Genomic DNA, 24,655 nt, shown 5'->3' with positions numbered 1-24,655 from the left:
CCGCGCGAGGGGGCCGGCCGCCGGGCACCCGCTCAGCCCTCCGAGGCCCGCTGCTCCCGCCGCACGCGGTCCCGCCAGGCGCGGGCCATCCGGTGCAGCTCGGCGCCCTGGGACTCCGGGAGGCTCCAGGTCTGGGTGAGCAGCCGCAGGGTGGACACCCGCGGGCAGGACACCCCCCGCTCCAGGTCGCGGATCGACCGCACGCTCAGCCCCGACGCCTCCCCCAACTGCTCCTGCGTCATCCCCCGGTCCAGCCGGATGTTCCGCAGCAACGCCCCGAGCGAGGCGCCCTCCCCCGTCACCGTACGCTCCATCCCCGTTCCCCCCTTCGGTCCAAAACGTCTCAACTCGCCCGGGGGGAAAGGCCTTTGCCCCGGGCCAGTTCCGTCGCACGCTAACCGCATCCGGCCCGCACGGCAGGCGAACCCGGGCGCCGGGCGCGTGACTTGGCTCACGCGCGCGCCGGGCGTGCGACGGGGCCGCCGGACCCCGGGCACCGTGCGTGACGGAGGCCGCCGGACCCCCCGGTACGAAGATCGACGCGCCCCCCGCCGCCCCTGTGAGCGGAGCCCCGGATGAGGCAGGATGGGAGGTGGAAAGGGCGGCCTCTCATTGCCGGCCACCACGTGCACTGAGGAATGAGGACCCCCCATGAGCATCGACCCGTCGTCCATCCCGTCGTTCGGCGTGCCCCAGGGCGGCCAGCCCGGTGGCCAGGGTGGCCGACCGGCCGGCCCGCCGCCGATCGTCGTCCCGGACCAGGCCCTGGTCGCCCAGCTGCTCGACCAGATGCAGCTCAAGCACGTCGTGGACGAGGAGGGCGACCTCACCGCCCCCTGGGAGGGTTTCCGCGTCTACTACATGTTCCGCGGCGAGCAGAAGGAGCTCTTCGCGGTCCGTGCCTTCTACGACCGCGCGTACCCGCTGGAGAAGAAGGGCGAGATCCTCGACCTGATCGACGAGTGGAACCGCGAGACCCTCTGGCCCAAGGTGTACACCCACACCCACGAGGACGGCGTGGTCCGCCTGATCGGCGAGGTCCAGATGATCGTCGGCACCGGCGTCAACCTGGACTACTTCGTCACCACCACCGCGAACTGGACCCAGGCCGCGGTCGGCTTCGAGCAGTGGATCGTCGAGCGCCTCGGCCTGCAGAACGAGATCGAGGGCGAGGACGGCGGCAGCGAGGACGGCGAGGAGGCCTGATCCCGGCCCCGGCGCGCACCCCTGCGGCCCGGCCCCCGGCAGACGCCGGGGGCCGGGCCGTTCCCGTACCCTCCCCGGGCCCACCCGAGCCCACCCGAGCCCACCCCTGGCCCTTCCGGCCGCCGGCCCGTCCTTGTCCCGGGCCCCCGGCTGCCCCAGGATGGCCCTGACGACGAGCCGTGAGGAGCCACCGATGGGTACCAGGCCGCTGCTGAACCGCCGACTGGCCGGGATGGGGACGACGATCTTCGCCGAGATGTCCGCCCTGGCCACGGCCACCGGCTCGATCAACCTCGGCCAGGGCTTCCCCGACACCGACGGGCCCGAGGAGGTCCGCGAGGCGGCCGTCCGGGCCCTGCGCGAGGGCCGCGGCAACCAGTACCCGCCCGGCCCCGGCATCCCGGAGCTGCGGGCTGCGATCGCCGAGCACCAGCAGCGGTTCCACGGCCTCGGGTACGACCCCGACACCGAGGTGCTGGTCACCGCCGGCGCCACCGAGGCCATCGCCGCCGCCCTGCTGGCGCTGCTGGAGCCCGGCGACGAGGTGATCGCCTTCGAACCGTTCTACGACTCCTACGCGGCCTGCATCGCGATGGCCGGTGCCGTCCGCCGTCCGCTCACCCTCCGGGCCCCGCACTTCCGCCCCGACCTGGACGAACTGCGTGCCCTGATCACCCCGCGCACCCGCCTGCTGCTCATCAACACCCCGCACAACCCCACCGGCACCGTCCTCACCGCCGAGGAGCTGGCCGGCATCGCCGCCCTCGCGATCGAGCACGACCTGCTGGTGGTCACCGACGAGGTCTACGAGCACCTGGTCTTCGGCGCCACTCACCACCCCCTCGCCGCCCTGCCCGGCATGCGCGAGCGCACCGTCTCGATCTCCTCGGCCGGCAAGACCTTCTCCTTCACCGGCTGGAAGGTCGGCTGGGTCACCGCGAGCCCCGCCCTGGTCGCCGCCGTGCGCACCGCCAAGCAGTACCTCACCTACGTCAGCGCCGGCCCCTTCCAGTACGCCGTCGCCGAGGCCCTGCGCCTGCCCGACGGCTACTTCGACACCCTGCGCACCGACCTGCGCCGCAAGCGCGACCTGCTGCTCGACGGCCTCACCACGGCCGGCTTCCGCGCCTTCACCCCCGAGGGCACGTACTTCGTCACCACCGACATCACCCCGCTCGGCGAGAAGGACGGCGTCGTTTTCTGCCGCGCCCTCCCGGACCGCTGCGGTGTCGTCGCCATCCCCAACGCCGTCTTCTACGACGACCCGGACGCCGGCCGCAGCCTGGTCCGGTTCACCTTCTGCAAGAAGGACGAGGTCCTCCAGGAGGCCGTCGACCGCCTGCGGCGGCTCTGAGCGACCGCCCGTCGACGTCGGCGGCGAATTCGGTGCCGTTCAGATGCCGTTTCGGTGCCGTGCGGAATCCGGAAGAACCGGAAGAAGCCGCCGACGTCCTCACCGGTGACAAAACCGGTCACGAAGTGCGGAATGCCGGGCGACGGAATACCCTTCCGCTCCGCCGTTCCTCCGCGGCCGGGGCCGTCGCCGCGGGCTCGTCACCCCTGCTCCCGTCCGCACTGCCGTCCGGCCGCACGCCAGGTCGTGCCCCGGGCCGCCGCGAGCGATGAACACGCCCGCCCCATAACGGAGTTGAGCCATCGACGGCGCCGCTCCGCGGCCCCGCCCGATCGGCGCCCGGTCGGTGCCCGGCCTGCGCGGCCCCGCCTAGCCCGACGGAGAGCGGTTTGTGCAAGGGGAGCAGGGGGTTCCGGGAGTCCGTTGCGCGCGCACGGCGCGCGTCTGGCTTTGCGCGCCCCCCTTGGACGGGACCAATTCTGGCCCGGCGGAGGTGTCGATTCGACCCCAACTCCCCTGGATGGCATGCTCCTTTGCTGCCCGTCAGGCAGGACCCACGGCCTGCCGGGCACACCCGGAGACCCGCCCGCACCCCGCTCGTGGCGGGCGGCGGCGCACGATGCGCGTGAAGAGCGCACAACCGGCGCACACGGCGCACAGGCCGGTGGCAGGGGCGCGCGCTGTGCAGAGTCGCACACCGGGTCGATCAGAGCCGGGAAGCAGGTGTGCTCGAAACGGTGAATGCTTGACAAAGTTGGGTAAATCACCGACGGACCCGGCGTATTCATGCTTCTCTGCTGCTGAATCTCCAGCCGGAATCCTTCCTTCCACGGTCGGCCGCGCCCAGGGCCGCACAGCCACGAACAGCCTCGCCATCGCCTAGGCCTACTCGCTGCTGCTCGGCGGGCGCGCACGGAGCTGAAACGCGGAGCCGAGCATGCTCACCACACTGCAGACCTCCTACACGGACACCCGCGCCGGTGACCTGGCCTGGTGCCTCGGCGGCGACCCGCTGCCCGCTCTCGCCGTCCGCGACCTGAGACTCGACGGCGGCCGCCCCGGAACCTCCGACACCCTCCAGCTGCGGCTGCTGGGCGCCTCGCACCAGGTGGTGATCTCGGCCGGCCCCGGAGACTGCCTGGAGACCGTCGCCTGCATGCCCGGCCGCCGCACCCCGCTGCCCGCCCGGGTGGCCAAGCAGGTCGGCGGCTGGGAGTACGAGTTCGCCGCCCGCATCGAGGCCCTGCCCCCGCACGACTTCGCGGCCCGCGCCCAGGAGCTGCTGGCCCTGGTCGAGGGGCACCCGCGCGGCCTGGCCGGGGTCTTCCCGGGCGACCCGAGCGCCTTCACCGCCCTGGTCACCCAGGGCGGCACCGACCGACTGCTCTGGCGGACCTGGCACGCCTACCCGCAGGAGGGGCGGCTGGTCTGCACCCGTTCCTCGCTGGTGGTGCCGGGGCCGTGACAGCCCACCCGCCGGGCACCAGGAGCCCGTCCGGCAGCACCGAACCGGTCATATGCCACCCGGCACAGGCCTACGAATCGTACGCAGGAACGATTCGTCAATCCGAGGGCTCCCGCTGTCCGTCGGATGGGCGCAGCGATCCGTCCCGCACGTCCCCTAGCGTTTGTTCGTGATCAACCATCCGGCCGGTCCGCCCGCACGCCCGCGAGTGGACCTCGACGACGGCACCCCACCCCGGCCCGGGCGAAGCCTCACCCCCCTGCCCGCCCGCCGTCGCTCCCGGCTGCGCTCCCGACCCCGGCTCGCCCGGCTGACCGTCCTGCTGGCCGCGTTCGTCTGCGCGGCCTGCGGACTCGTCTACGAACTCGAACTCGTGGCGCTCGGCGACTACCTGCTCGGGGACACCGTCACCCAGACCTCCGTGGTGCTCTCCGTCATGGTCTTCGCGATGGGCCTCGGCTCCCTGCTCGCCAAACGCCTCACCGGCCGCCCCGCGACCGCCTTCGCCCTCGTCGAGTGCGCCCTCGCCCTCACCGGCGGGCTCTCCGTCCTCGCCCTGTACTCCTGCTGGGCCTGGATCGGCCGCTACCAGGCCGCGATGGTCGCCCTCACCTGCCTCATCGGCATCCTCATCGGCGCCGAGATCCCCCTGCTGATGACCCTCATCCAACGCATCCGGCGCGAGGACGCCGGACGCGCCGTCGCCGACCTCTTCGCCGCCGACTACGTGGGCGCGCTGATCGGCGGCCTCGCCTTCCCGTTCCTGATTCTCCCCCTGCTCGGCCCCGGCGACGGCGCCCTGCTCACCGGGGCGGTCAACGCCGTTGCCGGGGCCGCCGTGGTGCTCTGGCTCTTCCGCGAGGAACCCGCCCCCCGGATACGACGGCTGCTCTGGGCCGGCTGCACCCTCGTCCTCGCCCTGCTCGCCGCGGCCGCCATCGGCTCCGACCCGATCGAACGCGCCGCCCGGCACGCCCTCTACGGCGACCAGGTCCGCTACGCCGTCCGCAGCCGGTACCAGGAGATCGTGCTCACCGGCCCCGCCGAAGGCCCGCTCCGGCTCTACCTCGACGGACGGCTCGCGGTCTGCGGGCCCGACGAGTACCGGGGCAGCGAAGGCCTCGTCCACCCCGCCATGGCCGCCGGCCCCGACAGCCGGGTCCTGCTGCTCGGCGGCGGCGACGGCCTCGCCCTGCGGGAGGTGCTGCGGCACCGCGGCGTCCGCTCCGTCCGCCTCGTCGACGCCGACCCGGCCCTCCCCCGGCTCGCCCGCACCGACCCCGGCCTCGCCGCCCTCGACGGCCACTCCCTGGACGACCCCAGGGTCCGCACCACCGCCGCCGACCCGCTGGCCTGGCTGCGCGGCGCGCCCGACGAGGAGTACGACGTGGTCCTCGCCGACCTGCCCGCACCCTCGGACGGCGGCCCGGTCAAGTTCCACTCCCAGGAGTTCTACGGCCTCGCCGCCCGGCTGCTGGCCCCCGGCGGCCGGATCGCCGTCCGCGCCGGCGGGGACGGCGGGAACGGCGGGAACGGCCCGGACGGCGCGGATGGCGGGAACGCCGGGAACGGCGGGAACGGCCTCTGGCAGATCGAGTCCGGCCTCCGCGCAGTCGGGCTGCGGACCACCCCGTACGCGGTCGACGGCAGCGCCACCGCCGACTGCCGCCCGGGCCCGCCGGACACCGCCCAGGACTTCCTGCTCGCCGCCGCCACCCCGCCCCCGCTCACCCTCGCCCCCGACGCCCCACCGCCCCGCGCCCTCACCCCCGACACCCTCCACACCTCGACCACCCGCCTCACCGCCCTCCGCCCACCCCGCCCCCCGGCCCCCCTCACCCTCCTGGCGCCACGCTGACCCGGCGACGGGCGCCCCGGGGCGCGGGCCGGTGCCGCGGGCGGCGCCCGCCCGCCCGACCGCCCGGCAGGGCCCCGGGAATGCCGGGCCGACCCGGCCCGAACGGGCCGACCGCGCGCGCAGCGGCGCCCGCCGCGCACAGGCGGGGGCGGGGCCCGGGCGGCCGGGGGCGGCCCGGGGAAAGTCGGGCGGTGGTGGGTGGGGACCGGGCGGGGCCCAGTCGGTAGGCTCCGTGGCATGGAGCATGAGGTTGTCGTCCCGATGTCCGCAGAGCTGGTGCGGCAGGCCTTGCAGGATCCGGCGCTGCTGGCGCGGAGCGTGCCGGGACTGAGCACCGAGCCGGCGGCGGTCGGGGCCGGGCCGGCCGAGGAGATCGGCGGGCGGCTGAAACTGCGGATCGGCGGCTCCACGATCACCTACAAGGGCGTGCTGTCGCTGATCGAGGGCCGGGGCGGTGTGCTGACCGTGCTGGCCGAGGGCGAGGAGGCCCGGGGCAGCGGCGAGGCGACCGCCACCGTCCGGGTGAGCGTCGCGGAGGGGGCCGAGGACGGCACCGCGACGCTCCGCTTCACCGGCGACCTGAGCGCCACCGGTCGGCTGACCGAGTTCGACGCCGAGACCCTCGATGCCGTCGGCCGCCGTCTGCTGGAGCGTTTCGCCGTCGCGCTCACCTCACCGGACGCCCCGGCCGAGGGCGACGAGGAGCTCGCCGAGGAGGCCGCGGACGGGGCCGGATCGGAGCCCGCGGACGAGGCCGACACCGAGACGGACGCCACTACGGACATCGGGACGGACGCCGAGGTGGTGTTCATCGAGGACCGCCAGGACCAGCCCGGCGACGACCTGGACGACGACCTCTCCGACCTGATCGCCTTCTCCGACGCCGATGCCGAGCGTTTCGGTCTCCCCACCGGCTCCACCGCTGACGACGACAACGACGGCGTCGACGACATCGACGAGCACGGCGACGGCGACGCCGCCGAGGCCGGCGCCGGCGGCCCGCAGGACGGGGTCGCCGAGGAGCTCCCGGTCGAGCCGCTCTTCGCCTACGAGGACGAGCCGGAGCTCTCCGGCCCGGTCCGCCGCAGCATCGTCGGCCGTTCGGCCGAGGAGGTGGACCACGCCCCGCCGCGCGGCCGGTACGCCCCGGCGCTGCCGGCCCGGAGCGCGCGGGCCCGGGCGGCGACCCGCTGGGGCGGCGAGGCCGGGGGCATCGTGGTGCCGGGTACGGGCGGCCGCAGTGCGGTGCCGTGGGTGATCGGCGGCTCGGTGGCCCTGCTGGGCGGCGCCGTGGTGCTGGTCAGGGCACTGCGCCGGCGCTAGCCGCGAGCGCCCGGAGAGCCGTCAGGGCCTAGACTGAACGCTCATGAGCAACGACCGCGACGCCCTGCTGGCACAGATCAAGGACAAGGCCGTCGTGCACGGCAAGGTCACCCTTTCCTCCGGCAAGGAGGCCGACTACTACGTCGACCTGCGCCGGATCACGCTGGACGGCGAGGCCGCCCCGCTGGTCGGCCGGGTGATGCTGGACGCGACCTCCCACCTGGAGTACGACGCCGTCGGCGGTCTGACCCTGGGCGCCGACCCGGTGGCGGCCTCGATGCTGCACGCCGCCGCCGCGCGCGGGCAGAAGCTGGACGCCTTCGTGGTCCGCAAGGCGGGCAAGGCGCACGGCCTGCAGCGCCGGATCGAGGGCCCCGAGGTGAAGGGCCGCCGGGTGCTGGCGGTCGAGGACACCTCCACCACCGGTGGCTCGGTGCTGACCGCCGTCGAGGCGCTGCGCGAGGCGGGCGCCGAGGTGGTCGGCGTCGCGGTGATCGTCGAGCGCGGTGGCGCGGCCGCGATCGCGGAGCAGGGCCTGGAGTACGTGACCGCGTACGACCTGGACGACCTGGGTCTCTGACCCGTACGGGCACCCCGAGCAGCACGGAGGGCCGGGCCCTGTTTCACGTGAAACCACGTGGAACGGGGCCCGGCCCTCCGTCGCTGCACCGTGAAGCCAACGCAGCCGTGCGCCGTACGGCCTCAGCCGCGGCGGTGCCGCCCGCTGCCGCCCTGCACCGCGTCGCCGGCCGGGGCCTCGACGATGCCGGCCTTCTTCTTGCGGCGCTCCCGCATGACCTCGACCAGGATCGGCGAGATGGACAGCAGCACGATCAGCAGCACGGCCGGGATCAGGTACTTGTCGATCACCGGGGCGAGCGCGTCGCCGAAGAAGTAGCCGATCAGCAGCATGGACTCGGTCCAGAGCACGCCGCCGACGACGTTCCACACGAAGAAGGTCCTGGCGGGCATCTCCAGGGTGCCGGCCACCGGGTTCAGGAAGGTCCGGATGATCGGCATGAAGCGGGCCAGCACCACGGCCTTGCCCGCGCCGAACTTGTTGAAGTACTCCTCCGCCTTCACCACGTACTCGCGGCGGAAGATCTTCGAATCGGGCTTGTCGAACATCCTCGGTCCGACCTTGACCCCGATCAGGTGCCCCAGCTGGGCACCGGCGATCGCCGCGATCGGGCAGCCCACGAGCAGTACGGCGATCGGCAGCTTCGCGCCGTCGCCGAGGACCGAGGAGGCCGCGTTCGAGGCGGCCACGCCCGCCAGGATCAGCAGCGAGTCACCCGGGAAGAAGAAGCCGACCAGCAGGCCGGTCTCCGCGAAGATGATCGCGATCAGCCCGATGGCGCCGAGGGACGAGATCAGGGATTTGGCGTCGAGCACGTTGACGGCCAACTGGTTGTAGTCCACGGGCGCAGGATAGCGGGCGTACCTTTCCGGTGACGTCCGGCCGAGGCCCCGGACCGGGAGCACCGACCGGGAGCACCGACCGGGAACGGCGGGCCGGGGCGCGACCGGGAGCACCGACCGGGCGGCGCGGGCGCGGAGCCGCCGACGAGTTCCGGCCGAGCCGTCCGGTACGACGTCCCGACAGACGGGCTCCTGCTGACCTGCGGGCACGAGTCTGGGAAGATGACACCGGCGTCCGGTCCGCAGCGGCCCACCACCCTCATGGCCGTACCGCGGAGGTCGCCTCGAACCTTGGTGCCGGAGAGCCACACCGCAGCGCCGCGCGTCGGCGGGCCGGCACGGAGTCGTCACGAAGGCGTACACAGCGTCGGACAGCACCGTCCGTACGCCGCAACCCGACAGGAGCGGATCGCATGCCCATCGCAACTCCCGAGGTCTACAACGAGATGCTGGACCGGGCCAAGGCGGGCAAGTTCGCCTACCCGGCCATCAACGTCACCTCGTCGCAGACCCTGCACGCCGCGCTGCGCGGTTTCGCCGAGTCCGAGAGCGACGGCATCATCCAGATCTCGACCGGTGGCGCGGAGTTCCTGGGCGGCCAGCACAGCAAGGACATGGTGACCGGCGCGGTCGCGCTCGCCGAGTTCGCCCACATCGTCGCCGCCAAGTACGACGTCACCGTCGCGCTGCACACCGACCACTGCCCGAAGGACAAGCTGGACGGCTACGTCCGCCCGCTGCTAGCGGTCTCCGCCGAGCGCGTGGCCAAGGGCCAGAACCCGCTGTTCCAGTCGCACATGTGGGACGGCTCGGCCGAGACCCTCGCCGACAACCTGGAGATCGCCCAGGAGCTGCTGGCCGTGGCCGCCGCCGCCAAGATCATCCTTGAGGTCGAGATCACCCCGACCGGTGGCGAGGAAGACGGCGTCACCCACGAGATCAACGACGAGCTGTACACCACCGTCAACGACGCGGTGCGCACCGCCGAGGCGCTGGGCCTGGGCGAGAAGGGCCGCTACCTGCTGGCCGCCTCCTTCGGCAACGTGCACGGCGTGTACAAGCCGGGCAACGTCGTGCTCAAGCCGGAGCTGCTGCGCGAGCTGCAGGACGCGATCGGCAAGCAGTACGGCAAGACCGACCCGTTCGACTTCGTCTTCCACGGCGGCTCGGGCTCGTCCGCCGAGGAGATCGCCACCGCGCTGGAGAACGGCGTCGTGAAGATGAACCTGGACACCGACACCCAGTACGCCTTCACCCGCCCGGTGGCCGGCCACATGTTCGCCAACTACGACGGCGTGCTGAAGGTCGACGGCGAGGTCGGCAAGAAGAACACCTACGACCCCCGCACCTGGGGCAAGCTGGCCGAGGCCGGCATGGCCGCCCGCGTGGTCGAGGCCGCCGAGCAGCTGCGCTCGGCCGGCAAGCGCCTGAAGTAACCGGCGGCCGGCCCGACCGGCGCCAGGAGTGCTGAGTGCCCCCGGTGGATCATCCACCGGGGGCACGGTCACGTCGTCGGGGTCACATCGTCGGAGTCGCAGGGTCACGCGGTCGCAGAGGCCACGGGGTCACGGGGTCACGGTCGGACCCGGGGCCCTGCCGCCGGGTCCGGGGTCCCGACAGCTCGTCCGGGGTCCCTACAGCTCGGTCGACGGCTTGAGCTCCGCGTACGCCTCCGCGCTGCTGTCCTTGAGGAACTGCCAGCAGCGGGCCTCCTCCTCGGTCTCCTTGATCGCGCCGGCGGCCCGGGCGAGCGCCGCCAGGCAGCGCAGGAAGCCGCGGTTGCCGCGGTGCTCCCACGGCACCGGCCCGTGGCCCTTCCAGCCGTTGCGGCGCAGCGCGTCGAGGCCGCGGTGGTAGCCGGTGCGGGCGTAGGCGTAGGACTCGACGTGCCGGCCGGCCGCGTAGGCGTCGTCGGCGAGCATGGCCCAGGCGAGGCAGAAGGTCGGGAACTCCGCGGCCACCTGGGTCGGTGAGGCGGACTCCTCCGCCAGCATCCGGTAGGGCTGCTCGTCCTCCGGCAGGAGGGTCGGTTCGGGGCCGTCGAGAAGATTCCTGTGAATCGCCATGGGTGCAGTCTGCCATCCGGGGCCCTGGGGTCAACCGCCGCCCGGTGATCGGCCGCCCGCTGGCCCGGTGGGCGCCGCGCACGGCAGGGTGCCCCCCGAGGGTTGCATACCGGGTATATGGACATTCACCCGTTCGCCATGTCAGGGTGTGGCGCGTGCCCGCAGCCCGATCCGCCCGCCGGCGAGCCACTCAGCCCAAGAACGCTCGCAGCAGACGCCGTCGCCGGGCATCCCGCCGGATCGGACCTGGCATGCTCACGGCACTGGTGGCCTCCGTACTGCTGCTGGGCGCCGCGGCCTTCGCGCTGGACCGCTCCCCGGACGCCCCGGCCCCCGCCGCTTCCGCCCAGGCCCGGCTCGCCCCGCCCGCCGAACAGGCACCCGGCACCCCGTCGACGGCCCCCACCCCGACCCCGGTGACCACCCCGACGCCCACCCCGACGCCCACGCCGACGCCCACGCCCACCGCCCCGGACCCCGGCCCCACCAAGGGCTCGGGCACGTTCAGCACCGCCCCCGCCAACGCCAAGGCGGTCGGGCGCGGCACCGTGCGCCGCTACCGGGTGGAGGTCGAGGACGGCATCGGCATCGACGCCGCCTCCGCCGCCGCCCAGATCCACGGCATCCTCGGCGACCGCCGCGGCTGGACCAACGACCGCAAGAACGCCTTCCAGCTGGTGGCCGGCGGCTCCTACGACTTCACCGTGAAGATCGCCTCCCCGGCCACCGTCGACAAGATCTGCGGCGCCTCCGGCCTGGACACCCACGGCGAGGTGAACTGCAACGTCGGCAACCAGGTGCTCGTCAACTCCAAGCGCTGGAACACCGGTTCACCCCAGTTCGACGGGCCGCTGGACGAGTACCGGGCGCTGATCATCAACCACGAGGTCGGCCACCGGATCGGCCACGGCCACGAAACCTGCCCGGGACCGGGCAAGCCCGCACCCGCGATGATGCAGCAGATCTACGGCCTCAAGGGCTGCGCGCCGAACGCCTGGCCGTACTCGGCCGAGGGCACCTACCTGAGCGGCCCGGCCGTGCCCTGAGGAGCGTCCTGCGCCGCGGCTCGGGACGGATCCGCACTTCGGAACGGACCCTCGCTTCGGGACGGATCCGCGCTTCGGAACGGAGTTGAGACCTGATCGGCAGTCCGCCGGGACACCCGGCGCCTACCCTGCGATCATGACCGCTGCCCAACGCCGAAAGCTCACCGCCGTGTTCGCCGCCGCCGGGATCGCCCTCGGCGCCGCCGCCTGCTCGTCCTCGGCCGGGGGCGTCCCCGGGCCCGGCGCGCTGTCCTACGGCTCCGTCCGCTCGACCGCCGAGAAGCTCCAGCAGGACAAGCAGGACACCTGCCCGTTCGGCCTCGACCTCGGCAAGGCGCTGCAGGCGGCCGGGATCCCCGGCACCGTCACCCCGGACCACGAGTACGGGCACGGCGTGCAGGGCAGCGTCGGCGACGGGCTGCCGCCGCAGCCGTGGCCGTCCGGCGCGAGCCACCCGCCGACCATGCCGTCGATCCCGGCCACTCCCCCGCACGCCGACGTCATCTGCGCCTACCAGGTCGGCGCGGCGAGGCTGGACCTCGAACTGTTCGCCGTCCCGCAGCCCGGGGTGGCCGTCAACCTGCTCCTGCCGGGCATCCAGCGCGCGGCCGGGCTGCCCGTCGCCGCGCTCCAACAGGTCGCCACCGAGCAGCCGGGCCCCGGCCAGACCAGGCTCCTCGGCAGCAAGGGCACCGCGGCCCTCGCCCGGATCGCGCACCAGGGCGAGGGCGACATCGTCCTGATGCTGTCCCAGAACACCAGCACCGGCGATCCGGACCAGGCCCTCACCGGCGAACCCCTGCGCAAGGCCGCCGCGGCCCTGGTCGACCAGCTGCACTAGGGCGTGTCTGACAATTCGCGTCGGATCAGCGTGCGGCGTTGGGGTGCGTGCATCGCAAGGCGGAGGAGGGAGTCCATGCGGTGGGGGCACCTCCCGGCCGAAGGCTGGGGGCCATCGGCGACTGACGACAACGCGGCGAGGTGCGCTTGTGCCCTGGGGGTACCTCCCGGCCGAAGGCTGGGGGAGCGTCGCACGCCCGGCGGGAATTGTCAGACACGCCCTAGCCTCCGGCCCGGGTCACTATCCCAGGACCGGCAGGTACGCCCCCAGGTCGCTGCGCTCCCCCGAGGCGGACACCCGGTGGTCGGCCACCGCCGCCGCCCAGGGCAGCCGGCCGGTGGCCAGCCGGATCCAGGTCAGCGGGTCGGTCTCGACCACGTTCGGCGGGGTGCCCCGGGTGTGCCGGGGGCCCTCGACGGCCTGGACGACGGCGTACGGCGGGATCCGCAGCTCGACCGCGCCGCCGGGGGCCCGGACGGCCAGCGCGTCGGCGAGCAGCCGGGTGACGGCGGCGAGGGCCTGGCGGTCGTGCGGGAAGGCGGCGCCGCCGAGGGCATCGGCCAGGTCGTCGGCGTGCACGACGGTCTCCACCAGCCTGGTGACCAGCATGTCGGCGAGCGTCATCGAGCCGAGCCGGATCTCGAACCGCCGTACCGGGTCGGCGGCTTCGGGCCGCGCCAGCAGCCCGGTCAGCGCGTCGGCGGCGCGCCCGAAGGCCGCCGCGACGGCGGCCGCGTCCCCGGCGAAGTCCGCCGCGGCCCGGTCCCGGGCCTGCTCGTCCAGCAGCGGCGCCACCGTGCCGACCGCCGCCACCCAGCCCGGCAGGTCGAGCGGGGGGCGCCCCTGGAGCGGGTCGTCCAGGTGCGCGGGGACGAAGTCGAGCTGGACGGCCAGGTGGGCGAGCAGCTCCCGCACCCGCCAGTCCCCCACCCTGGTGGGCAGGTCCAGCTGTGCGTCGCCGAGGCCCGTCACGGCGGCGCGCAGCGCCCCGGTCTGGGCGGCCAGCGCGGTGCGGACCTTCTGCGGTTGGTACGTACGGGACTTGGCGGGCATGGGGCCCAAGATACGCCCAGGGGCGGACGGTTCAGTTGAACCGTCCGCCCCTCGACAACAGCCGGTCAGGCCAGCAGGGCCTCGATGACGCCGGTGTGGGCGTCCTTCAACTCGGCCAGCGTGACGCTGAACTGCCCCTGGACGTCGAGGCTGTCGCCGTCCACGACACCGATCCGGGTGGCCGGCAGGCCACGCGCGGTGCACATGTCGTTGAAGCGGAGCTCCTCGCTGCGCGGCACCGCCACGACGGCGCGGCCGGCCGACTCCGAGAACAGCAGGACGAACGGGTCGGTGCCCTCGGGCACGACGATCCGGGCGCCGTGGCCGCCCTTGAGGCAGCTCTCCACGAGCGCCTGGCCGAGGCCGCCGTCGGAGAGGTCGTGCGCGGCGTCGATCATGCCGTCGCGCGAGGCGGCGATCAGGATGTCGCCGAGCAGCCGCTCGCGCTCCAGGTCCACCGTGGGCGGCAGGCCGCCGAGGTGGTCGTGGACGACCTGCGACCAGGCCGAGCCGCCGAGCTCGTCCGCCGTGTCGCCGAGCAGGTAGAGCAGCTGCCCCTCCTCGGCGAAGGCGACCGGGGTGCGCCGGGTGACGTCGTCGATGACGCCGAGCACCGCGACCACGGGGGTCGGGTGGATGGCGACGTCGCCGGTCTGGTTGTACAGCGAGACGTTGCCGCCGGTGACCGGGGTGCCGAGCACCAGGCAGGCGTCGGCCAGGCCACGGGTGGCCTCGGCGAACTGCCACATCACGTCCGGGTCCTCGGGGGAGCCGAAGTTGAGGCAGTCGGAGACGGCGAGCGGCTTGGCGCCGCCGGCCGCGACGTTGCGGTAGGCCTCGGCCAGGGCCAGCTGGGCGCCGGTGTACGGGTCCAGCTTGGCGTAGCGGCCGTTGCCGTCGGTGGCGACCGAGACGCCGAGGTTGGTCTCGTCGTCGATCCGGATCATGCCCGAGTCCTCGCCGTGCGAGAGCACGGTGTTGCCGAGCACGTAGCGGTCGTACTGGTCGGTGATCCAGGACTTGGAGGCCTGGTTCGGGTGGCTCGCGACCTTGAGCAGGTCGGCCTTGAGGCCCTCGCCGGTGGTCGGGCGGGCCAGCCGCTCGGCGGTGGGGGCGTCGGCCTGGAGCGCGTCCTGCCAGCTCGGGCGGGCGTAGGGGCGCTGGTAGGTCGGGCCCTCGTGGGCGACGGTGCGCGGGGGCACGTCCACCACGAGCTCGCCGTGCCAGAAGATCTCCAGGCGCTCGCCGTCGGTCACCTCGCCGATGACGTTGGCGATGACGTCCCACTTCTCGCAGATCTCCAGGAAGCGGGCGACCTTGTCGGGCTCGACGATCGCGCACATGCGCTCCTGCGACTCGCTCATGAGGATCTCCTCGGGCGAGAGCGTGTGGTCGCGCAGGTGCACGGTGTCGAGGTCGATCCGCATGCCGCCGGAGCCGGCCGAGGCCAGCTCGCTGGTGGCGCAGGACAGGCCGGCGCCGCCGAGGTCCTGGATGCCCTTGACGAGCTTCTCCCGGAAGATCTCCAGGGTGCACTCGATCAGGAGCTTCTCCTGGAACGGGTCGCCGACCTGGACGGCCGGGCGCTTGGTCGGCTTGGTGTCGTCGAAGGTCTCGGAGGCCAGCACCGAGACGCCGCCGATGCCGTCGCCGCCGGTGCGGGCGCCGTACAGGATGACCTTGTTGCCGGCGCCGGAGGCCTGCGCGAGGTGGATGTCCTCGTGCTTCATGACGCCCACGCAGAGCGCGTTGACCAGCGGGTTGCCCTGGTAGCAGGAGTCGAAGACGACCTCGCCGCCGATGTTCGGCAGGCCCAGGCAGTTGCCGTAGCCGCCGATGCCCGCGACGATGCCGGGCAGCACGCGCCGGGTGTCCGGGTGGTCGGCCGCGCCGAAGCGCAGCGGGTCCATCACGGCGACCGGGCGGGCGCCCATCGCCAGGATGTCGCGCACGATGCCGCCGATGCCGGTGGCCGCGCCCTGGTAGGGCTCGATGTACGACGGGTGGTTGTGCGACTCGACCTTGAAGGTCACCGCGTAGCCCTGGCCGACGTCGACCACACCGGCGTTCTCGCCGATGCCGACGAGCATCGCGTCCGAATCCGGCTTCTTGTCGCCGAACTGCTTGAGGTGGACCTTGCTGCTCTTGTACGAACAGTGCTCGGACCACATGACCGAGTACATCGCGAGTTCGGCGCCGGTCGGGCGGCGGCCGAGAATCTCCCGGATGCGCGCGTACTCGTCCTGCTTGAGGCCGAGTTCGGCCCACGGCTGGGCGGCGTCCGGGGTCTGCTCGGCGTTCTTGACGGTGTCGAGGCTCATCAGGCGTTCACCAGCTGCTTGAGGACGGAAGTGAAGAAGCCCAGTCCCTCGGTGGTCGGACCGGTGAGCGGCTCCACGGCGTGCTCCGGGTGCGGCATCAGGCCGACGACATTGCCGGCGGCGTTGCTGATGCCGGCGATGTCGCGGTACGAACCGTTCGGGTTGACGTCGAGGTACCGGGCCACGACCCGGCCCTCGGCCTCCAGCTCGTCCAGGACGTGGGCGTCGGCGACGAAGCGGCCCTCGCCGTTCTTGAGCGGGACGACGATTTCCTGGCCCACCGAGTAATCCCCGGTCCAGGCGGTGCCGGCGTTCTCGATCCGGAGCTTCTGGTCGCGGCAGATGAAGTGCAGCGAGTCGTTCCGGGTGAGCGCGCCGGGCAGCAGGTGCGATTCGCACAGCACCTGGAAGCCGTTGCAGATACCGAGCACCGGCATTCCGAGCCTGGCCTGCTCGATGACGGTCTCCATCACCGGCGAGAAGCGGGAGATCGCGCCGCAGCGCAGATAGTCGCCGTAACTGAATCCGCCGGGCAGGACGACGGCGTCGACCTGGTGGAGATCCTTGTCACGGTGCCAGAGGGCGACCGGCTCCGCGCCGGCCAGGCGGACCGCGCGCTGGGCGTCGCGGTCGTCGAGGGATCCGGGGAAAGTGACGACGCCTACGCGGGTGGTCACTTCGCCGCCTCCTCGACCCGGACGGTGAAGTCCTCGATCACGGTGTTGGCGAGAAAGGTCTCGGCGGCTTCGCGGATACGGGCGAGCGCGGCGTCGTCGACCGGACCCTCCAGCTCCAGCTCGAAACGCTTGCCCTGGCGGACGTCGGCGATCCCGGTGAATCCGAGACGGGGCAGTGCACGCTGCACCGCCTGTCCCTGGGGGTCGAGGATCTCCGGCTTGAGCATGACGTCGACTACGACGCGTGCCACTGGCACTCCCGGTGGTGTCTTCGGTGAGGCGGGGGAACTCCAGACTACCGGCCGTTCGGGGCAGGATTGCTGGCCGGGGCGGGTGACGCGCGTAGACCCAGGACCCTTACGCCACAAGGGATCCGCCGCCCCCACCCCCCGCCCAGGCCGTCCCGTTTCCCGGGATTCGGGGCCCCGAACCGCACTGCCCGAAGAACACCCGAATACGGCACTTGGGGACAGATCCTCCCGTCCCGCACTCCGGTATCCCGCAGTAGCGCGAAGACTCGTGAATATCCGGAAAAGAATGTCGGACTCTTCGATTTCGACCCCCTTCGGGTGCAGAATAGGGCCACCTGTCGCGGCAAGTGCTGCGTATCCGGCGGGCCACCAGGCCTGCCCGTGTGCGCTTGCGCGAGTGGGTGCACATCAGGCCGGCGGGCGCACTCCGCGAACCGGCGGCCGAATTGCCCGAGAGGATTGACACCCATGGCTCAGCGTGTAGTTGTCACGCTCTCCGACGACCTGGACGGCGGTGCCGCAGCGGAAACCGTCCACTTCGGTGTCGACGGGAAGTCGTACGAGATCGACCTGTCCGTGGACAACGCGGAAAAGCTGCGGGAGGCCCTCGCTCCGTTCGTCGCGGCCGGCCGTCGGCAGAGCCGCACCGGAAAGTCCTTCCGCCGCACCGCGCTCACCCCGGACCCGGCCGCCGTGCGCGCCTGGGCCCTGTCGCGCGGCATGGAACTCCCGGCCCGCGGTCGCATCCCCAAGCACGTGTACGAGGCGTTCGCCGAGGCGAACTGACCCCGTCGGGGCACCGCCCCCGGTCGCCCTGCCCGCCTGGACCGAAAGGGTGGGGCGACCACCCCGAACGATGCTGTAGAGTATTCCTCGTCGCCGCAACGGAGAGATCCGAAGAGGCGGCGGGTGCCCCACCAGGCACCCTGCGGACGTGGCTCAGTTGGTAGAGCATCACCTTGCCAAGGTGAGGGTCGCGAGTTCGAATCTCGTCGTCCGCTCGCAGTGCGCGAGCACAGCACAACTCAATAGTTTTACCCTGCGGACGTGGCTCAGTTGGTAGAGCATCACCTTGCCAAGGTGAGGGTCGCGAGTTCGAATCTCGTCGTCCGCTCCAGATCGAAGGCCCCCTCGGATCGAGGGGGCCTTCGGCGTATTCCCGCACGTCCTCCCCGTTCCTCCGATGACATTTGTCATCGCCGACCCGTGGATCCGCACCGCGGACCGATGACGGCCCGCACTGCCCGGCAGGCCCCGGCGGCGGAAGGCTCGGGGCATGGAAAAGAGCCAGCCCGCCCGCCCCGGCGACAGCGTGATCGAGGTCACCGACCTGCACCGCCACTACGGCACCGGCGCCGCCGCGTACCACGCCGTCCGTGGCGTCGACCTGAGCGTCGGGCGCGGTGAGCTGTTCGCCCTGCTCGGCACCAACGGCGCCGGCAAGACCTCCACCATGGAGGTCATCGAGGGCCTGGCCGCCCCCGGCGCCGGCAGCGTCCGGGTGCTCGGCCGCGACCCCTTCGCGGAGCGCGCCGCCGTCCGGCCGCGGATCGGCATCATGCTCCAGGAGGGCGGCTTCCCCGGTGAGCTCACCGCCGCCGAGACCGGCCGCACCTGGGCCGGGATGACCAGCGGAGCCCGCCCGGTGGCGGAGGCGCTGGAACTCGTCGGCCTCGGCCACCGCGCCGACGTCCGGGTCAAGCAGCTGTCCGGCGGCGAACGGCGCCGGCTCGACCTCGCGATGGCCCTGCTCGGCCGCCCCGAGGTGCTGTTCCTGGACGAGCCCAGCACCGGCCTCGACCCGGAGGCGCGCGCCGCCGTCTGGCGGCTGGTCCGCGAACTGCGCGCCCAGGGCACCACGGTGCTGCTCACCACCCACTACCTGGAGGAGGCCGAGGAGCTCGCCGACCGGCTGGCCATCATGCACGGCGGCCGGGTCGTCACCACCGGCACCGTCGCCGAGGTGATCGCCGGCCGGCCCTCCCGGATCACCTTCGAGCTCCCCGAGTTCACCGGGACCGCGCTGCCCGTCCTGGCCGGCGCCGAGGTCGCCGTCGACGGCCGCAAGGTCACCGTGCAGAGCACCGGCCTCCAGGACACCCTCACCGACCTGCTCGGCTGGGCCCGCCACCACGGGATCGCGCTCGGCGCCCTGGACGCCCGCAGCGCCTCGCTGGAGGAGGCCTTCCTCGCCATCGCCTCCGAGGCCGCCCACCAGGCCCCGCCCCAGACTCCCGCCGCCCCCGCCCGTCCCGCCCGCCGCCGCCTGATCGGATCCGCCCGATGACCACCGCCGCCACCACCGCCACGGGTGCCCCGAGCACCACCGCCGGCCGCCTGCTCGCCCTCGGCCGCGCCGAGGCCACCCTGCTGCTGCGCAACCGCACCGCCCTGTTCACCGCCGTGGTGCTGCCGGTGGTGCTGATCGGCTCGCTGCGCGGAGTCCTCAAGCAGCAGGCCGAGAACAACCCCGGCCTGGACATCGACTCGATGCTGGTCTACGGCGCGGTCGGGATGGTCCTGGCCTTCGTCGTGTACTACAACCTGACCGCCGCGTACGTCGGGCGGCGCGGCGAACTGGTGCTCAAGCGGCTGCGCACCGGCGAGGCCCGGGACCTGGAGATCCTGCTCGGCACGGCCGTCCCCTCGCTCACCCTCGGCCTGCTGATGGCCGCCCTGATCGGGGTCGGCGGCAGCCTGGGCCTGCACCTGGCGGTGCCGGTCAACCCGCTGCTGATGCTGGTCGGCCTGCTGCTCACGCTGGCCACCATGATCGCCCTGGCCGCGCTGTCCAGCGCCTTCACCAAGACGGTGGAGAGCGCGGGCATCACCACCCTGCCGGTCATGCTGGTCATGCAGTTCGGCTCCGGCCTGTTCGTCCCGCTGGAGGTCATGCCCTCCCAGCTCGCCGACGTCTGCCGACTGCTGCCGACCACCCCGGCCTTCCAGCTGATCCGGGTCGGCTGGTTCGGCACCGACGGCTCGGCCGCCCCGACCGACTTCCTGGGCAGCTGGGGCGCCGCCGCCCCGCACCTGATCACCGGCACGGTCTGGCTGGGCCTCGCGATCTGGGGCGCGGTCCGCTACTTCCGCTGGGAACCACGCCGCTGACCAGGGCGAACGGGAAGCCGAAGGATCCGTCCCCGGCCCACCTCTGATAGGAAGACAGCGACACGATCGTGAGCAGACGGGGGGCACTGCGATGGTCCGGGGGCCGATCCACCGCTGGAAGGGCTACGGCAAGCCGCAACGCGCCGAGCTGTACTTCCGCTGGTCGCTCTACCTGGTCGCGTGCATCGGGCTGCCGGTGAACCTGCTGGCCAGCATCTCCTCGGTACGGATCACGGGCTCGGCCTCCACCGCCCGGGTCGCCCTGGTGCTGTCCCTCGCCTCGGTCCTGGTCACCCTCCGGGCCTACCGCACCTCGCTCGACCACTACCTGGGGCGGCCCAGCACCCACCGACGCTGGCTGGCCGTCAACGCCGTCCTCGCGGTCGGGGGTTCCTGGGCCCTGCTGCTGCTCGGACCGGCCTCCGACGGGACGTCACCCCACCCCGGCCCGCCGTTCACCACGGTGATCGCCGCCGCCCTGGTGGGCGGGGCCGCCGGACCGGCCGGGGTGGGCCTGCCGCTGCGCTGGGCCTTCGTCAGCGCGGTCGCCGCGCCGCTCGCGGTCGCGCCCCCGATGCTGCTGGCCGGCATCAGCCTCCTCACCACCACGGGGTGGGTGGTCGGCGCGCTCATCGGCACCGTCGTCCTGATCGGCAGTTGCCGCAGCGCCGCGTGGGTGACCGCCGTCGTCTGGGAGCTGGACACCGCCCGGGAGGCGCAGTCCCGGCTGGCCGTCGCCGAGGAGCGGCTGCGCTTCTCCCGCGACCTGCACGACGTGATGGGGCGCAACCTCACCACCATCGCGTTGAAGAGCGAACTCGCCGTCCAACTCGCCAAGCGCGGGCGCCCGGAGGCCGCCGAGCAGATGTCCGAGGTGCAGCGGATCGCCCAGGAGTCGCAGCGCGAGGTCCGGGACGTCGTCCGCGGCTACCGCACCGCCGACCTGCGCGCCGAGGCGATCGGCGCCCGGGCGGTGCTGCGCTCCGCCGACATCACCTGCGAGATCGACCTCGGCGAGACCGCCGACGGGCTGCCGCTGCCGGTGCAGTCGGTGCTCGGCTGGGTGATCCGCGAGGCCACCACCAACGTGCTGCGGCACAGCGAGGCCGCCCACTGCCGGATCCGGCTGCGCCGGGAGGACGGCCGGGTGGTGCTGGAGCTGGAGAACGACGGGGTGCCGGAGGTCCCGTTGCCCTCCCAGGGCGCCGGCACCGGGCTGCGCGGCCTGCGCGAGCGGCTCGCCGCCCACGACGGCGAACTGACCGTCCCGACGGCCGTACCGGGCACCTTCCGGATGCTCGCCGCCGTACCGCTCTGACCCCCTGCCACCACGGATCCCGCCGCCACCGCGCGGATCCCGCCGCCGAGGAAGGCCGTCCGATGACCGACACCCCGCCCGTGCGCGTCCTGCTCGCCGACGACGAGCACCTGATCCGCGGCGCCATGGCCGCGCTGCTCTCGCTGGAGGACGACCTCGAGGTGGTCGCCCAGGCCGGCTCCGGCCCGGAGGCGCTGGCGATGGCCCGGACGCACCGGCCGGACGTCGCGGTGCTGGACCTCCAGATGCCCGGCAAGGACGGCATCGAGGTGGCCGCCGAGCTGCGCCGGCTGCTGCCGGACTGCCGCTGCATGATCGTCACCGGCCACGGCCGCCCCGGCTACCTCAAGCGGGCGCTGGAGGTCGGGGTGCGCGGCTTCCTGCCGAAGACCGTCTCGGCGGCCGACCTGGCCGGCATCATCCGCACCGTGCTCTCCGGCGGCCGGTACGTGGACCCGGAGCTGGCGGCGGACGCGATCAGCGCCGGGGAGACCCCGCTGACCCCGCGCGAGACGGACGTCCTGGAGCTGGCCGCGGACGGCACCCCGATCGCGGAGATCGCCGGGCGGGCCGGGCTGTCCCAGGGCACCGTGCGCAACTACCTGTCCTCGGCGGCCACCAAGCTGGGCGCCGAGAACCGGCACGCGGCGGTGCGGATCGCCCGCGAGCACGGCTGGATCTGACCGTCCCGTGCCCGCGGGCGGCGGCGGGGCTCAGACCCAGCTGGTGCCGGTCAGCCGCTCGTACACCTCGATGTACTTGGCCCGGGTCTGCTCGACCACCTCGGCGGGCAGCTCCGGCGGCGGCTGCTCGCTGTAGCGGTCCCAGCCGGAGGCCGGGGAGACCAGCCAGTCGCGGATCAGCTGCTTGTCGAAGGAGGCCTGCGAGCGGCCCGGCTCGTACTCGTCGGCCGGCCAGTAGCGGGAGGAGTCCGGGGTGAGCACCTCGTCGCCGATGATCAGCTCGCCGTCCAGCAGGCCGAACTCGAACTTGGTGTCGGCCAGGATGATGCCGCGGTCGCGGGCGATGTCGCGGGCGCGGGCGTAGACGTCCAGGGTGGTGCGGCGGACCTGGTTGGCCAGCTCGGCGCCGATCCGGCGGGCGGTCTCCTCGTACGGGACGTTCTCGTCGTGCTCGCCGACCTCGGCCTTGAGGGCCGGGGTGTAGATCGGGGCGGGCAGCTCGGAGCTGTTCTCCAGGCCCTCCGGCAGGGCGATGCCGCAGACCGTGCGGCTCTCCCGGTACTCGGTCAGGCCGGAGCCGGCCAGGTAGCCGCGGGCGACCGCCTCGACCGGGATCATGTCCAGGCTCTTGCAGATCAGCGTGCGGCCCTTCCAGTCGGCGGGGGCGCCGGCCGGGACCTCGGTGGAGAGCACGTGGTTGGGGACGATGTCGGCGATCCGCTCGAACCACCAGAGCGAGAGCTGGGTGAGCACCCGGCCCTTGTCCGGGATCTCGTTCGGCAGCACCCAGTCGTGGGCGGACATCCGGTCGCTGGCCACCATCACCAGCTCGCCCGACCCGGTGCGGTACAGGTCGCGCACCTTGCCGGTGTGCAGGTGGACCAGGCCGGGTACCTGGACCGGCTCGGGCTTGGTGACAAATCCGCTCAAGGTGTTCAGTCCTCAGGGGTCGTTCACGGCGTGGGGCACCGCGAAAGGGGAGGTCACTGCCCCCGCAGTCTTTCACGCCCGCCCGACCGGGCTCCCGGGGAGCCCGGGGCTCAGTTCTTGCAGAGCCGGTCCAGCAGGTTGGCGGTGGCCCGCTGGACCCGTTCGTCGGTGAGTCCGGGGCGGCCGAGGGCGGGCGACCAGGCGAAGGTCCCGGCCGCGAAGACGTACGCGCCACTGGGCGCCCGGTACAGCGAGGTCTCCTGGTAGCGGGTGCGGCCGGCCAGGTCCCGGTACGGCGAGTGCGCCAGCAGCACCCGCTCGGTGTGCTCGGGCAGCGCGACCTTCGGGTAGTACCGGTCGGCCTCCCCCGCGACCAGTCCGGGCAGCTCGTCGCCCTCCTGCAGCCCGGTGCCGTCCCAGAGCCAGTGCGCGGTGTGCCGGGCGACCAGGGGGACGGGCGCGGCCACCCGGCCCGAGTACTGCACCCCCAGCAGGTGCTGCTCCGGCTCCCCCGCGTCCCGCCAGAGCGCGCTGGCCGCACCGGGCACCCCGGCGGCCGGGCTGCCCGGCCCGACCTTCTGCCGCTTGCGGCAGTTGAGCAGCCGGTTCGGTTCGCCGGAGGCCGCGGCGGTCAGCTCGACCCGCCAGTACATGGTGTTGGCGGACAGGAAGACCAGCGAGGTGCCGCCGTCCCTGGCCCGCTCGGCGGCCCGGCGCATCGGCTCGGACCAGTACTCGTCGTGGCCGGGGAAGACCAGTGCACGGTGCTCGCCCGGGTCGACCAGCCCGGCGTGCAGGTCGGTCGCGGTGGCGTAGGAGAGGTCGTAGCCGTAGCGCTCGGCCCAGCGGATGAAGTCGTACGCGTGGCCGACGTGCAACGGCAGCCCGGCGGTGGCGTGCGGGCGGTCGAAGGAGACGGTGACGGCCGCCTCGGGCTCGCCGACCAGGCCGCCCCGGCCGTCCCAGGCGTGGTAGAGGCTGGCGCCGGTCCGGCCGTCCTCGGGGAACAGGTTGTACGCCTGCCAGGTCACGTCCGGGACCACCAGGAGCAGTTCGGCGGTCCGCCCCTGGTCGGCGAAGTCCCGCACGGTGAAAGGGATGTGGCTGCGGTGCAGCATGTCCGCGGTGGTCAGTACGGCGACGTACGCGCCGGGCGGCCAGTGCAGCGGGACCTGCAACCGCCAGGAGTGCCACCAGTGGTGGCAGGAGACCGTCCGCTCGACCACCAGCGGCGCGGGCTGGGCCAGCCCTGAGATCAGCGGACTGGACGTCATGTGGCGGGCGCCGTCGCCGCCGTAGTGGCCGATCCGGTAGACGTCCACGGTGAACTCGCGCGGCGGGTTGACGGTGACCCGGAAGTCCACCGAGCCGCCGGGGCGGATCACCCCGGCCGAGGCGAAGCCCTTGATCTGCTGGTCCACGTCGTTGGAGCTCTGCGGAGTGCCGACCGGCGGCTTGGGCCGCACCCCCGCCGACAGCGGCTGCTGGCCGGGCGCGTCCACCGAGACGTACCAGGGCACGGCGCCCTCGGCCCCGGCGAGGTACTGGTCGGGGCTGCGCAGCCAGGGCAGCGGGCCCTGGCCGAAGGGGTCGGACACGCTGTAAGCGTGCGTGCCCGACTCCCAGCGGCGGTTGAGTTCGGTGCCCACGCGCCCCTCCCAGGTGCACTTCCGTCCGGTGGCACGTGCCCCCCGGATGTGCGTGCGGTCTAATACACCACACAGTGCTGG

The 24,655-nt window shown here is 73.1% G+C and carries 23 protein-coding genes and 2 tRNA genes; 16 read left to right on the top strand and 9 right to left on the bottom strand.

The window, feature by feature from the left end:
* Window positions 1-32 precede the first annotated feature (32 nt).
* On the bottom strand, window positions 33-314 hold the full coding sequence (locus ACZ58X_RS25405) for a helix-turn-helix domain-containing protein (RefSeq protein ID WP_470335897.1): 282 nt from the start codon (window positions 312-314) through the stop codon (window positions 33-35).
* A 337-nt stretch (window positions 315-651) separates the two neighbouring features.
* Between ACZ58X_RS25405 and ACZ58X_RS25400 the strand changes: the two genes are divergently transcribed.
* The 6 genes from ACZ58X_RS25400 to pyrE all read left to right on the top strand — a co-directional run bounded on the left by ACZ58X_RS25400 (window position 652) and on the right by pyrE (window position 7,786).
* Entirely contained in the window at window positions 652-1,206 is a 555-nt protein-coding gene (locus tag ACZ58X_RS25400) for a type III secretion system chaperone family protein (RefSeq protein ID WP_360227417.1), read from the top strand.
* 193 nt (window positions 1,207-1,399) lie between these two features.
* Window positions 1,400-2,560 (top strand): pyridoxal phosphate-dependent aminotransferase, encoded by a 1,161-nt coding sequence (locus ACZ58X_RS25395; protein WP_470335896.1) that lies wholly within the window; start codon window positions 1,400-1,402, stop codon window positions 2,558-2,560.
* A 937-nt stretch (window positions 2,561-3,497) separates the two neighbouring features.
* Window positions 3,498-4,025: a DUF2617 family protein gene (locus ACZ58X_RS25390; RefSeq protein WP_470335895.1), complete on the top strand. Its 528-nt coding sequence runs from the start codon at window positions 3,498-3,500 to the stop codon at window positions 4,023-4,025.
* Window positions 4,026-4,194: 169 nt separating this feature from the next.
* The gene (locus ACZ58X_RS25385) at window positions 4,195-5,883 is read left to right on the top strand and encodes a polyamine aminopropyltransferase (protein WP_470335894.1); all 1,689 of its coding nucleotides are present in this window, start codon (window positions 4,195-4,197) and stop codon (window positions 5,881-5,883) included.
* A 237-nt stretch (window positions 5,884-6,120) separates the two neighbouring features.
* The gene (locus ACZ58X_RS25380) at window positions 6,121-7,206 is read left to right on the top strand and encodes an SRPBCC family protein (protein ID WP_470335893.1); all 1,086 of its coding nucleotides are present in this window, start codon (window positions 6,121-6,123) and stop codon (window positions 7,204-7,206) included.
* Between the two features lie 43 nt (window positions 7,207-7,249).
* Entirely contained in the window at window positions 7,250-7,786 is a 537-nt protein-coding gene (gene pyrE, locus ACZ58X_RS25375; protein ID WP_375882755.1) for an orotate phosphoribosyltransferase, read from the top strand.
* A 122-nt stretch (window positions 7,787-7,908) separates the two neighbouring features.
* On the opposite strand, the gene ACZ58X_RS25370 is transcribed toward pyrE, so the two are convergent.
* Window positions 7,909-8,628 carry a DedA family protein gene (locus tag ACZ58X_RS25370; protein ID WP_470335892.1) on the bottom strand — a complete coding sequence of 240 codons (720 nt, stop codon included), beginning with the start codon at window positions 8,626-8,628 and terminating at the stop codon, window positions 7,909-7,911.
* Window positions 8,629-9,041: 413 nt separating this feature from the next.
* Between ACZ58X_RS25370 and fbaA the strand changes: the two genes are divergently transcribed.
* A complete protein-coding gene (gene fbaA / locus ACZ58X_RS25365; RefSeq protein WP_470335891.1) occupies window positions 9,042-10,064 on the top strand; it encodes a class II fructose-bisphosphate aldolase in 1,023 nt (340 codons plus the stop codon).
* Window positions 10,065-10,262: 198 nt separating this feature from the next.
* On the opposite strand, the gene ACZ58X_RS25360 is transcribed toward fbaA, so the two are convergent.
* The gene (locus ACZ58X_RS25360; protein WP_360227450.1) at window positions 10,263-10,694 is read right to left on the bottom strand and encodes a DUF3151 domain-containing protein; all 432 of its coding nucleotides are present in this window, start codon (window positions 10,692-10,694) and stop codon (window positions 10,263-10,265) included.
* 251 nt (window positions 10,695-10,945) lie between these two features.
* On the opposite strand from ACZ58X_RS25360, the gene ACZ58X_RS25355 reads away from it, so the two are divergent.
* Together ACZ58X_RS25355 and ACZ58X_RS25350 are read left to right on the top strand one after the other, a co-directional pair.
* The gene (locus ACZ58X_RS25355; protein WP_470335890.1) at window positions 10,946-11,740 is read left to right on the top strand and encodes a DUF3152 domain-containing protein; all 795 of its coding nucleotides are present in this window, start codon (window positions 10,946-10,948) and stop codon (window positions 11,738-11,740) included.
* Window positions 11,741-11,876: 136 nt separating this feature from the next.
* On the top strand, window positions 11,877-12,581 hold the full coding sequence (locus ACZ58X_RS25350; protein WP_470335889.1) for a hypothetical protein: 705 nt from the start codon (window positions 11,877-11,879) through the stop codon (window positions 12,579-12,581).
* A gap of 240 nt (window positions 12,582-12,821) precedes the next feature.
* Here ACZ58X_RS25350 and ACZ58X_RS25345 read toward each other — a convergent pair whose 3' ends face one another.
* From ACZ58X_RS25345 to purS, 4 genes are all read right to left on the bottom strand, one after another.
* Window positions 12,822-13,634: a maleylpyruvate isomerase family mycothiol-dependent enzyme gene (locus tag ACZ58X_RS25345; RefSeq protein ID WP_470335888.1), complete on the bottom strand. Its 813-nt coding sequence runs from the start codon at window positions 13,632-13,634 to the stop codon at window positions 12,822-12,824.
* Between the two features lie 65 nt (window positions 13,635-13,699).
* Window positions 13,700-15,955: a phosphoribosylformylglycinamidine synthase subunit PurL gene (gene purL, locus ACZ58X_RS25340; protein WP_470335887.1), complete on the bottom strand. Its 2,256-nt coding sequence runs from the start codon at window positions 15,953-15,955 to the stop codon at window positions 13,700-13,702.
* Complete coding sequence (purQ, locus tag ACZ58X_RS25335; RefSeq protein ID WP_470335886.1) at window positions 15,955-16,632, bottom strand: phosphoribosylformylglycinamidine synthase subunit PurQ; 678 nt, start codon at window positions 16,630-16,632, stop codon at window positions 15,955-15,957. The genes purL and purQ overlap by 1 nt, the downstream gene beginning before the upstream one ends.
* Window positions 16,629-16,883 carry a phosphoribosylformylglycinamidine synthase subunit PurS gene (gene purS, locus ACZ58X_RS25330; protein ID WP_030278336.1) on the bottom strand — a complete coding sequence of 85 codons (255 nt, stop codon included), beginning with the start codon at window positions 16,881-16,883 and terminating at the stop codon, window positions 16,629-16,631. Before purS ends, purQ begins: the two co-directional genes overlap by 4 nt.
* Window positions 16,884-17,351: 468 nt before the next feature.
* Between purS and ACZ58X_RS25325 the strand changes: the two genes are divergently transcribed.
* The 7 genes from ACZ58X_RS25325 to ACZ58X_RS25295 all read left to right on the top strand — a co-directional run bounded on the left by ACZ58X_RS25325 (window position 17,352) and on the right by ACZ58X_RS25295 (window position 21,995).
* Window positions 17,352-17,669, top strand: coding sequence for a histone-like nucleoid-structuring protein Lsr2 (locus ACZ58X_RS25325; RefSeq protein ID WP_030056585.1), 318 nt, complete (start codon window positions 17,352-17,354; stop codon window positions 17,667-17,669).
* Window positions 17,670-17,811: 142 nt separating this feature from the next.
* Window positions 17,812-17,884, top strand: a tRNA-Gly gene (locus ACZ58X_RS25320).
* Window positions 17,885-17,924: 40 nt separating this feature from the next.
* Window positions 17,925-18,000 (top strand) — tRNA-Gly (locus ACZ58X_RS25315).
* Window positions 18,001-18,159: 159 nt separating this feature from the next.
* Complete coding sequence (locus ACZ58X_RS25310) at window positions 18,160-19,170, top strand: ABC transporter ATP-binding protein (RefSeq protein ID WP_470335885.1); 1,011 nt, start codon at window positions 18,160-18,162, stop codon at window positions 19,168-19,170.
* Window positions 19,167-19,994 carry an ABC transporter permease gene (locus ACZ58X_RS25305; protein ID WP_470335884.1) on the top strand — a complete coding sequence of 276 codons (828 nt, stop codon included), beginning with the start codon at window positions 19,167-19,169 and terminating at the stop codon, window positions 19,992-19,994. Before ACZ58X_RS25310 ends, ACZ58X_RS25305 begins: the two co-directional genes overlap by 4 nt.
* A gap of 91 nt (window positions 19,995-20,085) precedes the next feature.
* Complete coding sequence (locus ACZ58X_RS25300) at window positions 20,086-21,312, top strand: sensor histidine kinase (RefSeq protein WP_470335883.1); 1,227 nt, start codon at window positions 20,086-20,088, stop codon at window positions 21,310-21,312.
* Window positions 21,313-21,374: 62 nt separating this feature from the next.
* A complete protein-coding gene (locus ACZ58X_RS25295; protein WP_470335882.1) occupies window positions 21,375-21,995 on the top strand; it encodes a response regulator in 621 nt (206 codons plus the stop codon).
* Window positions 21,996-22,025: 30 nt separating this feature from the next.
* Here ACZ58X_RS25295 and ACZ58X_RS25290 read toward each other — a convergent pair whose 3' ends face one another.
* Window positions 22,026-22,925, bottom strand: a complete 900-nt coding sequence (locus tag ACZ58X_RS25290) for a phosphoribosylaminoimidazolesuccinocarboxamide synthase (RefSeq protein WP_470335881.1) — start codon at window positions 22,923-22,925, stop codon at window positions 22,026-22,028.
* Window positions 22,926-23,035: 110 nt separating this feature from the next.
* Window positions 23,036-24,574, bottom strand: a complete 1,539-nt coding sequence (locus tag ACZ58X_RS25285; protein WP_470335880.1) for a N,N-dimethylformamidase beta subunit family domain-containing protein — start codon at window positions 24,572-24,574, stop codon at window positions 23,036-23,038.
* Window positions 24,575-24,655 lie beyond the last annotated feature (81 nt).

The organism is Kitasatospora sp. NPDC040550, assembly GCF_055594965.1.
Note: the sequence above shows the minus strand (reverse complement) of the source record. Positions and strands in the feature narration are given on the sequence as shown.

Excerpts from the sequence above, each read along its gene's own strand:
- ACZ58X_RS25405 (WP_470335897.1), bottom strand. The coding sequence starts at position 314 with ATGGAGCGTACGGTGACGGGGGAGGGCGCCTCGCTCGGGGCGTTGCTG.
- ACZ58X_RS25400 (WP_360227417.1), top strand. The coding sequence starts at position 652 with ATGAGCATCGACCCGTCGTCCATCCCGTCGTTCGGCGTGCCCCAGGGC.
- ACZ58X_RS25395 (WP_470335896.1), top strand. The coding sequence starts at position 1,400 with ATGGGTACCAGGCCGCTGCTGAACCGCCGACTGGCCGGGATGGGGACG.
- ACZ58X_RS25390 (WP_470335895.1), top strand. The coding sequence starts at position 3,498 with ATGCTCACCACACTGCAGACCTCCTACACGGACACCCGCGCCGGTGAC.
- ACZ58X_RS25380 (WP_470335893.1), top strand. The coding sequence starts at position 6,121 with ATGGAGCATGAGGTTGTCGTCCCGATGTCCGCAGAGCTGGTGCGGCAG.
- pyrE (WP_375882755.1), top strand. The coding sequence starts at position 7,250 with ATGAGCAACGACCGCGACGCCCTGCTGGCACAGATCAAGGACAAGGCC.
- fbaA (WP_470335891.1), top strand. The coding sequence starts at position 9,042 with ATGCCCATCGCAACTCCCGAGGTCTACAACGAGATGCTGGACCGGGCC.
- ACZ58X_RS25360 (WP_360227450.1), bottom strand. The coding sequence starts at position 10,694 with ATGGCGATTCACAGGAATCTTCTCGACGGCCCCGAACCGACCCTCCTG.
- ACZ58X_RS25355 (WP_470335890.1), top strand. The coding sequence starts at position 10,946 with ATGCTCACGGCACTGGTGGCCTCCGTACTGCTGCTGGGCGCCGCGGCC.
- ACZ58X_RS25350 (WP_470335889.1), top strand. The coding sequence starts at position 11,877 with ATGACCGCTGCCCAACGCCGAAAGCTCACCGCCGTGTTCGCCGCCGCC.
- ACZ58X_RS25345 (WP_470335888.1), bottom strand. The coding sequence starts at position 13,634 with ATGCCCGCCAAGTCCCGTACGTACCAACCGCAGAAGGTCCGCACCGCG.
- purL (WP_470335887.1), bottom strand. The coding sequence starts at position 15,955 with ATGAGCCTCGACACCGTCAAGAACGCCGAGCAGACCCCGGACGCCGCC.
- ACZ58X_RS25325 (WP_030056585.1), top strand. The coding sequence starts at position 17,352 with ATGGCTCAGCGTGTAGTTGTCACGCTCTCCGACGACCTGGACGGCGGT.
- ACZ58X_RS25310 (WP_470335885.1), top strand. The coding sequence starts at position 18,160 with ATGGAAAAGAGCCAGCCCGCCCGCCCCGGCGACAGCGTGATCGAGGTC.
- ACZ58X_RS25305 (WP_470335884.1), top strand. The coding sequence starts at position 19,167 with ATGACCACCGCCGCCACCACCGCCACGGGTGCCCCGAGCACCACCGCC.
- ACZ58X_RS25300 (WP_470335883.1), top strand. The coding sequence starts at position 20,086 with ATGGTCCGGGGGCCGATCCACCGCTGGAAGGGCTACGGCAAGCCGCAA.
- ACZ58X_RS25295 (WP_470335882.1), top strand. The coding sequence starts at position 21,375 with ATGACCGACACCCCGCCCGTGCGCGTCCTGCTCGCCGACGACGAGCAC.